The sequence below is a fragment of the Oceanisphaera sp. IT1-181 genome, assembly GCF_033807535.1.
Classification (GTDB): Bacteria; Pseudomonadota; Gammaproteobacteria; order Enterobacterales; family Aeromonadaceae; genus Oceanimonas.
On the sequence record NZ_CP136856.1, the window covers coordinates 1,597,347 to 1,610,506 of the forward strand.

A 13,160-nucleotide genomic window follows, 5' to 3' on the forward strand; every position below is an offset into this window, starting at 1 on the left:
ATAGTGCTAAGGGTTAAATTATTTATCACGCCAACAGTAATATCCACCGCAGTTATGGTGAACCACATAAGTAATGCCGCGTAACTCATGTGGATCTACACTGTCATTATAGATGCCATTTTGTGGGCCCAGATATGAAGCGACACTTATTAGGACAACCACTAACAGCCGAAGAAACTATCACTCTGAAAGAGATGTCAAAACACCATCCTTTCCCAGATTTCAGACGAAGGGCTCTCGCACTGCTCGCGCTGAATGATGGCTCTACGGTTGTCCAGATTGCCCAGATGTTTCGGATAAGCGATCAACCGATCTACAACTGGACAAAAGGCTGGAGAACTACGGGATTGGTCGGCATTTTGACTGGGCATAAAGGCGGCCGACCGCCCAAGTTGACAGCTGAAATGTTGGATATGGCTGCAGATATTGCCCGCTCTGAGCCACTGACGCTGGCTAAGATAGCTGTCCGCGTTCGCGACCAATATCCTGATGCCCCTTCATTCAGTTTGGACCGCCTTTCGGTTGGACTAAGAGCCAGAAAGCTATCTTTCAAACGAACCCGGCTCAGCCTCGAAAAAAAAGAGACGAAGCAGCCTTCCAGGAAGCAAAAGGCCGCTTGGCAAGACTCCAAGGAAGGGCCAAAGCAGACAAAATAGAACTTCTTTACTGCGATGAAAGTGGCTTCTCCTGCGTACCGAATGTACAGCGGGCCTGGGCACCACTCGGTGTCACTCATCTCGCTGATGCCAGTGCAAGCCGTAAGCGTGTGAATGTGATTGGCGCACTGAACTATGCTACCGGTAAGCTGCATTTTGAACTTTTTGAACACTCAGTGAAACGGCAACACGTGGTACCCTTTTTAGATAAGTTGGCGCAATCTTCCTGCCAGGATAAATTGACGATTGTGGTCGTGGACAATGCGTCAATCCATCATTTTATCGCCCCCTCGATGCGAGATAAGTGGCTGTATGATCATCAGTTTGTACTGCTTTATCTCCCCCCATACAGCCCGGAATTGAACTTGATCGAGATATTGTGGAAGCAAGCTAAATATCACTGGCGAAGCTTTACCTCTTGGAAGAAAGACAAGTTAGTGAATGAAGTATCAACGCTATTCAAGGGAGTGGGTAATGACTTCCACATAAGTTATGCGTGATTACTTAAGTAATGGCGCATAACTTCTATGGAAGTGTTCATCCTTGTGACCCAGCAGCGTTAGCGCTGAGAATTGTGTTTCCACACCTGTTATGCGGTTTTACTTAGCTAAATCCCACCCAAATAAAAAGGCTCCCGAAGGAGCCTTTTTTAATTGCGGTCATTAATGATTAATGACTTTCTGGCTTCGCCATGGGGGCCGATGCTTTGTTCTGTGCCGCAGTGCTGCCTGCGTGACGTCCGCTAGTAGCGACGTTTTCGCGTGGCAGCTGCTGAGGGTACTCAGGCTTTACGTATGGCACTGGCGCAACCACTTCTGGCTTCACCATGGGCGCAGAGGCTTGGCGTGAGCGACGGTATAAACCGGCGGCCTTTGGCGCTGCTTTTGCTTCTGGCTGCGCAGCTACTGGTTCAGCTTTAGGCTGAGGAGCAGCTTCAGGCTTCGCCGCGGGCTGGCTAGCTACTGCCGGCTCAACTTTTGGCTGAGGAGCGGCTACTGGTTCAGCTTTATGCTGAGGAGCAACAACGGCAGGCTCGCTTGGCGTTGGTGCAACCGGCGCGGCTGCTACTGGCTCGGGCTGAATTGCTACTGGCTGTTGAGTCGGCGCTGGCTCTGCTACTGCAGGTGCTACAGGTTCAGCTTGAACTTGCTCCGCTTTAACTGGTTCAGCTTTAACTACAGGCTGCTCCTCAGCTTTCGGCTCTACAACCTTTGGCTCTGCTGCTTTTTGCTCTTCAACCTTTTGCTCTTCAACCTTTTGCTCTTCAACAGGGCGGGCGGCTGCAACTGGCTCGGCGGCTTTTGGCTCAACCTGAGTTTCCACTTTTGCAGCTACTGGCGCTGCAGCTTCAGGGGCAACTTGAGTTTCTACTTTCGCTGCTTCTGGCTTAGGAGCCTCTTGCTTAGGCGCTTCTTGCTTAGCTACCGGCTGTTCACTTACTGCTGGCGTTGGCTGAGCTTTGGCTTCTTGCGGCACAGGTTGTGCTGCGGCCAGTGCTTCTTCGGTCGCAATCCACTTGTCTTCACCTTGAGAGGCAATTAACGCGGCTATGCTGTCTTCGCGACGACGACGACGGCTGTCTTCGTTGATGCGCTTGCGCTTAGGCATGGCACTGCGTTTGTGGTGATCTTTGCTGCTGTTATCGTCTGCCTTGGCAGTCGCTTGCGGCTGGGCTTCAGTCTCAGCAGGTGTTACTGCTGCTGGCTCTTCACCACCAATACGCACTTGCTTTCTTTGCTGACGGCGCTGACGACGTTCGGCCAAGTTCTGCTCTTGAGACTCAGGAGCGGTTGCAGCGGCGGTGGTCGTTACTGCTGTTGTTGCGGCAGCAGTAGCGGCAGTTGCCGCAGTATCCACTTCATTAAGTTGAGCAGGTGCTGGTTGCTGGTCACGGCGCGGTTTTCTGCGTTCACGGCGTGGGCGATCAGTTTTATTTTCATCCTGTACGGCAACGGTTACCGGTGCTTTAGACTCAGCTTGCACGGCAGTGTTGCGTTCTTCTTCGCGTGGTTTGCGAGTGTTGCTATTACGAGTATTGCGCTGTGAGCGATCATTACGGTCGTTGCCGTTGCGATCGTTACGGTCACGGCTCGACGTGCGATTATTGTTACGGCTCTGATTGCGCTCGCCGTTGCTGTTGCTCGCACTGGTGCTGGTGTTATTACCGGCACTGCTGTTGGCATTCGTAGTGGCGGGGCGGTCAGTGACGGTTGCAGGTGTTGCTTGCGCGTCCGTGTTACCTTTAAACCAGCTGCTAACAACGCTGCAAACACGACTAATCAAGCCAGGTCCGGTTACCACTGCAGCGGCAGGCGCGGCAGTAGGTCTTGGAGCTGGGGCTGCAGCAGGTGCCGGGGCTGCGGCGCTAGGCGTCGGAGCGGGCGCTGGAGCGGGTGCGGTAAAACCTTGCAATGCAGGTTGCTCAATACGCGAGCCAGACTGACTGTCACGGGGCGTATACGTCGGCTTGGGCACATCCGTTTTTAGGTTGTAGCTGCTAACACTTTCTTCTTCGCCGCTGCGCACACGTTCCACACTAAAGTGTGGTGTTTCCAGCTGCTCGTTAGGAATAATATAAATTTCAACGCTATAACGCTGCTCTAGGCTGGCGATAGACTTGCGCTTTTCGTTCAGCAGATAAGCGGCTACGTCTACTGGCACCTGGCCGTGAATTTGACCGGTGTTGTCTTTGAGCGCTTCTTCTTCAATAAGGCGCAAAATGGCCAGCGCCAGTGACTCGGTATCACGAATGGTGCCTTGGCCTAAACAGCGAGGGCAAACATGGGTGCTGGACTCACCGAGAGAAGGGCGCAAACGCTGACGGGACATTTCCAGCAAACCAAAGCGAGAGATACGGCCTAATTGAATGCGGGCACGGTCTTGGCGTACGGCATCGCGCAGGCAGTTTTCTACTTCACGCTGATGGCGCACGGGCGTCATGTCGATAAAGTCGATTACCACTAAGCCACCTAAGTCACGCAGGCGTAACTGGCGGGCAATTTCTTCGGCCGCTTCTAGGTTGGTTTTCAGTGCTGTCTCTTCTATGTCGCTGCCTTTGGTGGCGCGAGAAGAGTTAATATCGATACTGGTTAAGGCTTCGGTAGGGTCAATAACGATGCTGCCGCCTGAGGGCAGGCGCACTTCGCGCTGAAAGGCCGACTCAATTTGGCTTTCAATCTGGTAGTGGCTAAACATCGGCACGTCGCCGTCGTACAGCTTCACGATTTTCAAGGAGTCTGGGCGTACTAGCTCAATGTGCTTTTTAGCGCGCTCGTAGACAACGGGATTGTCGATCACAATCTCGCCAATATCACGGCGTAGGTAGTCGCGAATGGCCCGCACAATCACGTTACTTTCTTGGTGAATTAAGAAAGGAGCGGGGCCGCCTTCAGAGGCTTCTTGAATCGCTTTCCAGTGACCTTGTAGTACGCGCAAGTCCCACTCTAGCTCTTCTGCTGATTTGCCCACACCGGCGGTGCGCACAATCAGGCCCATGCCATCGGGCAGGGCAAGCTGAGACAAGGCTTCTTTAAGCTCGGTGCGCTCATCGCCTTCGATACGACGAGAAATACCGCCGGCACGTGGGTTGTTAGGCATCAATACCAAGTAAGAGCCGGCCAAGCTGATAAAAGTCGTGAGTGCCGCGCCTTTATTGCCGCGCTCTTCTTTATCAATTTGTACGATGACTTCTTGGCCTTCTTTGACCACTTCTTTGATGTTGGGTCGGCCTTGGTAGCTGTATCCGGCAGGGAAATAGTTACGCGCAATTTCTTTTAAGGGTAAAAAACCATGACGCTCAGCACCGTAATCGACAAACGCCGCTTCTAGGCTGGGCTCTACGCGGGTAATTTTACCTTTATAGATGTTGGCTTTTTTTTGTTCATGGCCTGGACTTTCAATATCCAGGTCGTACAGTTTTTGCCCATCTACTAGGGCGACGCGCAACTCTTCTTCTTGGGTTGCGTTGATTAGCATTCTTTTCATTAATGACTCTTTTATAAAGTTTTTACTGTTTATACAGTGTTGGTGTTTTCCCTAGTCTAACCGTGTTATTCCGACGAACACCGGCCTCGAGTCTGTTAGCGCAATAGATACAGCCTCCCGGCTGGGTACGCTTGAGGCGCTTTTTCAGGTGTTTTTCACGGGTAAGGGAGAGCCCAAAGGTCGCGAATAAAACGGAGTGCTAGAGGTATACAGGTTGTGTTACCCACTGTTTGCTAGATAACTCTTCTTAATAGCATTGCTATCGAGCGTTATGGAACAAATGGCTAACACGAAATTCTGAGCCATTATCACACTTTAACTGTAATCTTAGCAAGACGCCTTTTCTGCATCCAATCACACTTCCTAATGATAGAATATTGCCATGAAACCAGAACTACAACACAGCGTGCGACTACTCACTATAGATGCTGAGTACGAAGGGCAACGCATAGACAACTTTTTACGAACCGAGCTTAAGGGTGTACCCAAAAGCATGATTTATCGCATTGTGCGCAAAGGTGAGGTCAGAGTTAATAAAAAGCGCATTAAACCCGAATACAAACTGCTGGCCGGTGACATAGTGCGCATCCCGCCAGTACGGGTTGCGGAGCGTGAAGATCCGGTGCCAAGCAACAAGCTCAGCGAAGTACAGCCCTTAGAAGCGGCCATCGTCTATGAAGATGATGCACTAATAGTTATCAATAAACCTTCTGGTCTTGCTGTGCATGGCGGCAGTGGCCTGAGCTATGGCCTGATTGAAGGCCTGCGCGCGCTGCGCCCTCAAGCGCGGTTTTTAGAGTTGGTGCATCGTTTGGATCGCGATACCTCTGGCTTATTGCTAGTGGCCAAAAAACGCAGCATGTTGCGCAATCTCCATGAGCAGCTGCGTGAAAAAACCGTGGATAAACATTATTTAGCCTTGGTGGGTGGTGAATGGCCTGCGAAGCAAAGATCCGTGAAGGCACCGCTGCGAAAGTTTGAAATGCCCACGGGTGATCGGGTAGTGAAAGTAGATACCAAAGAAGGTAAACCGTCTGAAACGCGCTTTAAGATCCTGCAGCAGTTTACCCAAGCGACCTTGGTAGAATGTAGCCCCATTACTGGGCGCACCCATCAAATTCGCGTGCACACCTTGCATGCGGGGCATCCGATTGCCGGTGATACCAAATACGGTGATCCTGATTTTGATGAGCAAATGCGCCAGTTAGGCTTAAAGCGCTTGTTTTTGCATGCGTGTCGGTTGCGCTTTTTCCATCCGGTATTGGAAGAGCAGATGACCCTAGAAGCACCATTAGAGCCTAGCTTGGAGCGCTTATTAACGCGCCTGACTAAGCGTTAAGTTATAAGCAATCAATTACACAGAACCGGCGAAACGTTTGGTTTTAGTAGAAGCCGCTTTAGCCGGCTGGTGGCGCACCGCGGCACTGGTGCTGTTGATTTGCAGTTTATTCAGTAACGTTTTGCTATGCAAAACCGGCCAGCTAAAGACGGCCTCTACAAAGGGCATGTCTTTTGTAGGTGCCCGTCTCTTCAGCGAAGAGGACTTCGGCTCGGTTTGAATTTTGTTGGTTTAGTGCTCGACGCTGTTAACACTTGAGGTTTGTTAAGTATGAAGTTTCGATTAGTGATTTTTGATTGGGATGGCACGCTCATGGACTCGGTGTCGCGCATTGTGTCTAGCATGCAGGCTGCGGCGCTGGATTGCCTGTTACCGGTGCCCAGTAGCGAAGCGGTGCGCGATATTATCGGCCTAAGCTTATATAAGGCGTTTCCGATTTTGTTTGGCGCCATCAGTGAAGAGCAGTCGGCCCAACTGCTGATCGTCTATCGCCGTCATTATTTGGAGCTGGATCAAACGCCATCGCCCTTGTTTGCTGGGGCGTCGGATACCATCAAAGGCTTGCACGCGAGTGGCTATCAATTAGCGGTGGCTACGGGTAAGCAACGCGTGGGTTTGGACTGCGTATTGGCGGACACCCAGCTGGGCAGTTATTTTCACGCCTTGCGCGGGGCCGATCAGGCGGTGTCTAAGCCGCACCCGTTAATGTTGGAGCAGATTTTAGCTGAGCTTAAAGTCAGCCCCACGGATGCGGTGATGGTGGGGGATTCAAGCTACGACCTAGAAATGGCCCAAGCCATCGGCATGCCGCGTATCGGTGTGACCTACGGCGTGCACGACTCCATTAAATTAAGCGTGCATCAGCCACTGGCCTTAATTGACGATATTCGTCAATTGCGAGATTGGGTTTAAGGGACGTTGTACGTTTCGCGCCGTACGCTGTAAGTAAAGAGCGGTGTTTGTCTTTAGGCCGTCTTCCTGACGAAAGTCAGGATCTCGCTCTAAGTCGTTCTCCTGAACTGGATTCAGGATCTCGCTTTTAGATTTGTCGTTTTGCTGCGTAAAACCGACCTACTACTATTTACCTAAAGTAAGGGCCTCTACAGCGTACAGCTGCCCGCAGGGCTAAGGCACTTGCACCCCACACTCAGCCAATAGATCGACCAGTGCGATTAAGGGCAGGCCGACGAGGGCGTTGGGGTCTCGGCCTTCCATGCGCTCAAATAAGCTGATGCCTAAGCCTTCGCATTTAAAGGCGCCGGCGCAGTCCAATGCGGGCTCTCGCTCCAGGTAGCGATCCACTTGTGCCTCATTCAAGGTACGAAACACCACAGAAAACGGCTCCACCATGGAGCGCATTTGCAGCTTTGCGGCATCATAAACGGCGAGCCCTGTATAAAAGGTAATGCGCTGGCCACTGGCGGCCAATAATTGTGCGCGGGCGTTGGCCAAGGTATGTGGCTTGCCCAAGATTTGGCCTTGGCTCACACACACCTGATCGGATCCAATAATCAGGCTGCGCGGATAAAGATGGCTAAAGGCGCGGGCTTTTTGCTCGGCTAAGCGCAGTACTAACGCCTCGGCACGCTCATCGGGCAGGGCGGTCTCGTCAATGTCGGGGCTGTGGCAGCTAAAAGGCAGTTGTAGCTTAGCTAATAGCTGCTGGCGATAGACGGATGACGAAGCAAGAATAAGTGACGGCAGGGCAAAAGGCATAAGTAGCGGACCAATAGTGGATTAAGGTAAGGCAGTTTAGCATTTTGTGAACCGGGCTAAGGTGTTACGGCCTAAGTTAAAGGCGAACACGGCTTTTTCTCGCGCTGAGTATGGCGCATAATGTGCATCTTTAATTGACTCTCACGGCTGGAAAGTACGGCTGAAAGCTCACCGCTACTTCCTAGCTATTATTTAACCGTTGAAGGGAATTTCTCTTTGACTCCCATGATGAGTATCTATAACATGCGCGCCTTATGGAAAAGGTAAAGTTGCCCAATAAGGTTGATCCCGCTCGCTGCGCGCTTAATCGTCTTCAATATGAAGGTGAGTATGCTGCGTCGCTAATGCCCAGACTGGCGGAGTCAACCCAAGGTATCCATGGTGATATCAACGTATCTCTAAACTTTGGCACCGACGCCCAAGGGCTACGCATTATGCAAGGTAAAACTCGCATGACTGTGTCGCTCCAGTGCCAAAGATGTAATGAGCCGTTTGATACTACTATAGAATCCGAATTTACATACACGCCGCTGCGTGCGAACGCAGATGCGCCAGATGTGCCGGAAGAGTACGAAACGGTCGAAGTGGATGAAGCTGGTGAAATAGACTTGGTTGAATTGGTTGAGGATGAACTTATTCTCAGCTTGCCCCAGATTCCGGTTCATGAAAGTGAGCACTGTTCTGAAGGTCAATTCGATCAAAGCTTTGGTACCATTCCAACTGCTGAAGAACGTCCGAACCCTTTCGCCATTCTGGAAGGCTTAAAACGTAAGTAACTGATTTAGGAGTGAGGTCAAATGGCCGTACAAAAGAATAAAGTATCTCGCGCTGTGCGCGGAAGCCGTCGTTCACACGACTCGTTGACTGCTGCTGCACTGACTGTAGATAAAACTACAGGCGAATTGCATCGTCGTCATCACATCACTGCGGATGGTTTTTACCGCGGTGTAAAGGTTATTAATAAGTAATAATAACCTTTGTCGCAGCTTACCGTTGCGTTAGATATGATGGGGGGAGATTTTGGCCCCTCAATAACAGTGCCTGCCGCCGCGCAGGCACTGTCGCTTCTACCTGATCTGAATCTGTTGATGTTTGGCTTGGAAGCGGAGCTTTCTCCTTGGCTAACACGCCTGCAATTAGACCAACATCCCAGAGTACAGACGTACTTTTGTACGCAACAGGTGGGCAATGACCATAAAGCCGCTTATGCCCTGCGTCATCTAACCGACTCTTCTATGCGCAACGCGCTTGATGCTCTAGCATCAGGGCGCGCTTCTGCTTGCGTGAGTGCCGGTAATACTGGAGCGTTAATGGCCATGGCCATGAAAGTGCTCAATACCGTGCCTGGCGTAGACAGACCGGCGCTGATCACGCGCCTCCCACAGGGTGGTGGCGGCTATGCCTTACTGCTGGATGTGGGGGCGAATATTAGTTGCAGCGCCGAACAATTGGTGCAGTTTGCATTAATGGGAGAGCAGGCCGCCCAGCACATATTAGGCATAGCGTCACCGCGTATTGCCCTACTGAATGTGGGCGCAGAAGCCAACAAAGGTAATGAGGCGGTACGGGTGGCCGGTAGCCGCTTGAGCCAAACCGCAGATCTGAATTACAGCGGTTATATCGAAGGCAATGAGTTGTTTATCGGCCGAGCGGACGTCATAGTGTGTGACGGATTTGTCGGCAATGTGGCTCTTAAAACCAGCGAAGGCGTGGCCCGATTACTATTAGGCCAAAAACTTAAACGCGGTTTCTTAAGCAAAATGCTGACCTTTTGGTTAAAAAAACGACTCTCCCATCTGAACCCCGACCAGTATAATGGTGCAAGTCTGATAGGATTACGCGCCAGTGTGGTGAAAAGCCATGGCAGTGCGGGGTCACCTGCCTTCTTCAATGCGATCTTACAGGCCATATCTGAAATAGAGCATGACCTGCCTGCGAGCATCGCGCATCGTTTCGATACTGCCCCACAGGACAGTCACGCAAGATAAAGCCTATGAACAGTAAAATATTGGGAACCGGCAGCTACCTGCCTGAAGCGGTACGTACTAATACCGACTTAGAGAAAATGGTAGACACCAGCGACACCTGGATAGTGGAGCGAACCGGTATTCGCGAACGCCGCATTGCCGGCATGGACGAAACCATCGCAACTATGTCTCATCAAGCGGCATTGCGCGCCATTGAGGCTGCAGGTATTTCCGCCCTTGATCTCGACATGATCATTCTTGCTACCACCAGTGGCGAAAACGCTTTTCCGGCCGCCGCTTGTGAAGTACAAGCGTTACTGGAAGTGCCGGGTATTCCCGCTTTTGACTTATCTGCGGCCTGTGCAGGTTTTAGCTACGCCTTGAGCGTGGCGGATCAATTTATTAAAAGCGGTGCCGCCCGCCACATCTTAGTGATAGGTGCGGATGCGCTGTCACGGATGTGTGACCCAGTAGACCGCGGTACCGTGATCCTGTTTGGTGATGGTGCCGGCGCGGTAATCATTGGCGCAAGCGAAGAGCCCGGCATCCTGTCGACGCATTTGCACGCCGATGGCCGTTACGCCGAGATGCTGAAATTACCGCATCGTGCTCGTGGTATCAGTGGCGACGAAATGGGCGCCTATATGACCATGAAAGGCAATGACGTATTTAAGGTGGCGGTATCACGATTGAGCGAAATTGTGACCCAGACCTTAGAAGCCAACAATATTGATAAGTCTGAGCTGGACTGGTTGGTGCCGCATCAGGCAAATTACCGTATTATTAACGCCACCGCGCGCAAGTTAGGCATGTCGTTAGACAATGTTATTTTAACGCTCGATCGCCACGGTAATACCTCGGCGGCCAGTGTGCCCATCGCCTTCGATGAAGGGGTGCGTGATGGTCGTATTCAGAGGGGCCATTTGGTGCTGCTGGAAGCCTTTGGCGGTGGTTTTGCTTGGGGCTCTGCCTTGATCAGGTTTTAAGCTGCCCTGATTCAAGTTTTAGCTACACTGGCTTTAAGCTACACAAGTTTTAAGTTAGAACGAGATCTTAATCCCAGCGCTTAAGCGCTGGGACATGCATCATGCCGACTACTTTACATTCTTGAGCGGCGGCATGCTTTGCTCAACCAGTATGTTTTGAACAATGTGTTTTTAATAACGTGTTTAAATAATATACGTTAAAAAATATGTGTTAAACATATGTGCTAAACCAAAGGACAGACAATGACTTTTGCCATTACCTTTCCCGGTCAGGGCTCGCAAACGGTCGGCATGTTAGCCGGCGTCTTGGCCGAACATGACTGCGTTAAACAGACTTTTGCCGAGGCGTCCGACGCCTTAGGCTATGATGTGGCCGAATTAGTGTTAAACGGCCCAGCAGAAGAGCTCAATAAAACGTGGCGCACTCAGCCAGCCTTGTTGACTGCTTCTGTTGCTTTATGGCGCTTATGGCGTGAGCAGGGCGGTGCCATGCCTGATGTCATGGCTGGCCACAGCTTGGGTGAATACTCGGCCTTAGTCTGCGCCGAAGTATTAAGCCTGACAGACGCGGTTAAGCTTGTAGAGCTACGCGGTCAACTGATGCAAGAAGCTGTGCCAGAGGGCACAGGTGCTATGTCTGCGATTATCGGTTTAGATAACGACACTATTATTGCCAACTGTGCCCTTGCCGAACAAGGTGAGGTGGTGTCTGCGGTGAACTTTAATTCACCGGGGCAAGTGGTAATCGCCGGCAATAAAGCCGCCGTGGAGCGCGCCAATATCTTAATGAAAGAAAGCGGTGCTAAGCGTGCCTTGCCATTACCGGTAAGTGTGCCTTCTCATTGTGCACTGATGCGCTCGGCTGCAGAAAATCTTGAGCAAACCTTGGCCGACATGACCTTTAATGAGCCAGTAGTGCCGGTGATTAATAACGTGGATGTGAGCCAAGAAAGCAATGCCGCCGCCATTAAAGATGCCTTGGTACGCCAGCTCTATAGCCCAGTACGCTGGACCGAAACCGTGGAAGTCATGGTGGTGCTGGGTGTGACCTTGGCACTGGAAATGGGCCCGGGCAAGGTATTGTCTGGTCTTACTAAGCGTATTGATAAGCGCGTAGAAGGACTGGCGGTGAACGACCAAGCCGGCCTTGAGCAAGCATTGGCTGCAGTGGCTGCGCAATCAGCAGCGGCTTTCGTCGTTTAAAAAATACAGAAAGGCCGGTGTGGTGTTGAGGTCAAGGAGAAAGCCAAGGACGGTTTTCTACGCGGTTAAGGACAGCTAAGCTGCTTGAGCCTATGTCACATCGGCCTTAGTAATAACTGAAGGAGTCATTATGAGTTTTTCCGGTAAAGTAGTGCTGATCACGGGCGCGAGTCGCGGTATTGGCCGCGCAACGGCTGAGCTGTTTGTTGCCCGCGGTGCCACCGTGATTGGTACTGCCACCAGTGAAAAAGGCGCCGAGGCCATTAGCGCCTATTTGGGCGAGCAGGGCGCGGGTTTAGTATTGAACGTGACCGACTCGGCCTCTTTGGAGCAGTTTTTAGCCACCGTGAAAGAACGTTTCGGCGATATTGACGTATTAGTGAATAATGCTGGCATCACGCGCGATAATTTATTAATGCGCATGAAAGACGACGAGTGGCAGGATATAATAGATACGAACCTGACTTCCGTGTTCCGTCTGTCTAAGGCTGTGTTGCGCGGCATGATGAAAAAGCGCCATGGTCGCATCATCTCCATTGGCTCGGTAGTGGGTACAATGGGCAATGCGGGTCAGGCAAACTACGCGGCGGCCAAAGCCGGCTTAATTGGCTTTAGTAAGTCATTGGGTCGTGAAGTGGCCTCGCGCGGTGTAACCGTGAACGTGGTGTCACCGGGCTTTATTGAAACCGACATGACTCAGGCATTAAACGACGAACAAAAAGCTGGGATCTTGTCACAAGTGCCGGCACAACGTTTGGGTAACCCCAAAGAAATTGCTTCTGCTGTGGCTTTTTTAGCTTCAGAAGACGCTGCTTATATTACGGGTGAAACGCTGCACGTAAATGGCGGCATGTACATGGTGTGATGAAAATGTCCGCAGTTGGCGGCTGTTTGGTGGATAATGCAGCATTTTAGGCATGAATTCTGGTTAGACCAGCCCTAAATAGTCTTGCAAACGACGGCTAATTTAATACACTACCGCAACGACACGCACTTGCGTATTTCTAAAGGATAATACTGGTTATGAGCAACATCGAAGAACGCGTAAAAAAAATCATCATCGAGCAACTGGGCGTTAAAGAAGAAGAAGTTAAATCTGAAGCTTCTTTCGTTGATGACTTGGGTGCCGATTCTCTGGACACCGTTGAGTTAGTAATGGCGTTGGAAGAAGAATTCGATACTGAAATTCCTGATGAAGAAGCTGAGAAAATCACCACCGTTAAAGCGGCTGTTGATTACATCAACGCGAATCAAGAGTAATATCTCTGCGCCGAAGTGGCAGTTTGCCACTTCGGCTCTTTCCCCGTTT

At 51.1% G+C, this 13,160-nt stretch carries 13 protein-coding genes; 11 read left to right on the forward strand and 2 right to left on the reverse strand.

Translation table 11 applies throughout. From position 1 onward, the window contains the following. The first annotated feature begins 134 nt into the window (after window positions 1-134). Together R0134_RS07240 and R0134_RS07245 are read left to right on the forward strand one after the other, a co-directional pair. Window positions 135-656 carry a helix-turn-helix domain-containing protein gene (locus R0134_RS07240; protein ID WP_319782624.1) on the forward strand — a complete coding sequence of 174 codons (522 nt, stop codon included), beginning with the start codon at window positions 135-137 and terminating at the stop codon, window positions 654-656. Further along, window positions 617-1,156 carry an IS630 family transposase gene (locus R0134_RS07245; RefSeq protein ID WP_319782623.1) on the forward strand — a complete coding sequence of 180 codons (540 nt, stop codon included), beginning with the start codon at window positions 617-619 and terminating at the stop codon, window positions 1,154-1,156. Before R0134_RS07240 ends, R0134_RS07245 begins: the two co-directional genes overlap by 40 nt. 169 nt (window positions 1,157-1,325) lie before the next feature. Here R0134_RS07245 and rne read toward each other — a convergent pair whose 3' ends face one another. Then, on the reverse strand, window positions 1,326-4,640 hold the full coding sequence (gene rne, locus R0134_RS07250) for a ribonuclease E (RefSeq protein ID WP_319784127.1): 3,315 nt from the start codon (window positions 4,638-4,640) through the stop codon (window positions 1,326-1,328). Between the two features lie 382 nt (window positions 4,641-5,022). Here rne and rluC point away from each other — a divergent pair, with 382 nt between their 5' ends. Continuing rightward, window positions 5,023-5,979 carry a 23S rRNA pseudouridine(955/2504/2580) synthase RluC gene (rluC, locus tag R0134_RS07255; RefSeq protein ID WP_319784128.1) on the forward strand — a complete coding sequence of 319 codons (957 nt, stop codon included), beginning with the start codon at window positions 5,023-5,025 and terminating at the stop codon, window positions 5,977-5,979. A gap of 270 nt (window positions 5,980-6,249) precedes the next feature. Continuing rightward, entirely contained in the window at window positions 6,250-6,891 is a 642-nt protein-coding gene (locus R0134_RS07260; RefSeq protein WP_319784129.1) for an HAD-IA family hydrolase, read from the forward strand. Window positions 6,892-7,104: 213 nt separating this feature from the next. On the opposite strand, the gene R0134_RS07265 is transcribed toward R0134_RS07260, so the two are convergent. Continuing rightward, on the reverse strand, window positions 7,105-7,695 hold the full coding sequence (locus R0134_RS07265; RefSeq protein ID WP_319784130.1) for a nucleoside triphosphate pyrophosphatase: 591 nt from the start codon (window positions 7,693-7,695) through the stop codon (window positions 7,105-7,107). Window positions 7,696-7,949: 254 nt separating this feature from the next. Between R0134_RS07265 and yceD the strand changes: the two genes are divergently transcribed. From yceD to acpP, 7 genes are all read left to right on the forward strand, one after another. Beyond that, window positions 7,950-8,471 carry a 23S rRNA accumulation protein YceD gene (gene yceD / locus R0134_RS07270; protein WP_319784131.1) on the forward strand — a complete coding sequence of 174 codons (522 nt, stop codon included), beginning with the start codon at window positions 7,950-7,952 and terminating at the stop codon, window positions 8,469-8,471. Between the two features lie 21 nt (window positions 8,472-8,492). Further along, window positions 8,493-8,663, forward strand: coding sequence for a 50S ribosomal protein L32 (gene rpmF, locus R0134_RS07275; RefSeq protein WP_319784132.1), 171 nt, complete (start codon window positions 8,493-8,495; stop codon window positions 8,661-8,663). A gap of 9 nt (window positions 8,664-8,672) precedes the next feature. Continuing rightward, complete coding sequence (gene plsX / locus R0134_RS07280) at window positions 8,673-9,683, forward strand: phosphate acyltransferase PlsX (protein ID WP_319784133.1); 1,011 nt, start codon at window positions 8,673-8,675, stop codon at window positions 9,681-9,683. 5 nt (window positions 9,684-9,688) lie between these two features. After that, the gene (locus tag R0134_RS07285) at window positions 9,689-10,648 is read left to right on the forward strand and encodes a beta-ketoacyl-ACP synthase III (protein ID WP_319784134.1); all 960 of its coding nucleotides are present in this window, start codon (window positions 9,689-9,691) and stop codon (window positions 10,646-10,648) included. A gap of 243 nt (window positions 10,649-10,891) precedes the next feature. Next, window positions 10,892-11,851, forward strand: coding sequence for an ACP S-malonyltransferase (gene fabD, locus R0134_RS07290; protein WP_319784135.1), 960 nt, complete (start codon window positions 10,892-10,894; stop codon window positions 11,849-11,851). Window positions 11,852-11,981: 130 nt separating this feature from the next. Next, window positions 11,982-12,716 (forward strand): 3-oxoacyl-ACP reductase FabG, encoded by a 735-nt coding sequence (fabG, locus tag R0134_RS07295; RefSeq protein WP_319784136.1) that lies wholly within the window; start codon window positions 11,982-11,984, stop codon window positions 12,714-12,716. A 158-nt stretch (window positions 12,717-12,874) separates the two neighbouring features. Next, window positions 12,875-13,111, forward strand: coding sequence for an acyl carrier protein (gene acpP / locus R0134_RS07300; protein WP_086963052.1), 237 nt, complete (start codon window positions 12,875-12,877; stop codon window positions 13,109-13,111). Window positions 13,112-13,160 lie beyond the last annotated feature (49 nt).

Bases quoted from the DNA above. Each gene is read 5' to 3' on its own strand.
- rluC (WP_319784128.1), top strand. From the start codon at position 5,023: ATGAAACCAGAACTACAACACAGCGTGCGACTACTCACTATAGATGCT.
- rne (WP_319784127.1), bottom strand. From the start codon at position 4,640: ATGAAAAGAATGCTAATCAACGCAACCCAAGAAGAAGAGTTGCGCGTC.
- R0134_RS07265 (WP_319784130.1), bottom strand. From the start codon at position 7,695: ATGCCTTTTGCCCTGCCGTCACTTATTCTTGCTTCGTCATCCGTCTAT.
- acpP (WP_086963052.1), top strand. From the start codon at position 12,875: ATGAGCAACATCGAAGAACGCGTAAAAAAAATCATCATCGAGCAACTG.
- rpmF (WP_319784132.1), top strand. From the start codon at position 8,493: ATGGCCGTACAAAAGAATAAAGTATCTCGCGCTGTGCGCGGAAGCCGT.
- R0134_RS07240 (WP_319782624.1), top strand. From the start codon at position 135: ATGAAGCGACACTTATTAGGACAACCACTAACAGCCGAAGAAACTATC.
- fabG (WP_319784136.1), top strand. From the start codon at position 11,982: ATGAGTTTTTCCGGTAAAGTAGTGCTGATCACGGGCGCGAGTCGCGGT.
- fabD (WP_319784135.1), top strand. From the start codon at position 10,892: ATGACTTTTGCCATTACCTTTCCCGGTCAGGGCTCGCAAACGGTCGGC.
- R0134_RS07285 (WP_319784134.1), top strand. From the start codon at position 9,689: ATGAACAGTAAAATATTGGGAACCGGCAGCTACCTGCCTGAAGCGGTA.
- R0134_RS07260 (WP_319784129.1), top strand. From the start codon at position 6,250: ATGAAGTTTCGATTAGTGATTTTTGATTGGGATGGCACGCTCATGGAC.
- yceD (WP_319784131.1), top strand. From the start codon at position 7,950: ATGGAAAAGGTAAAGTTGCCCAATAAGGTTGATCCCGCTCGCTGCGCG.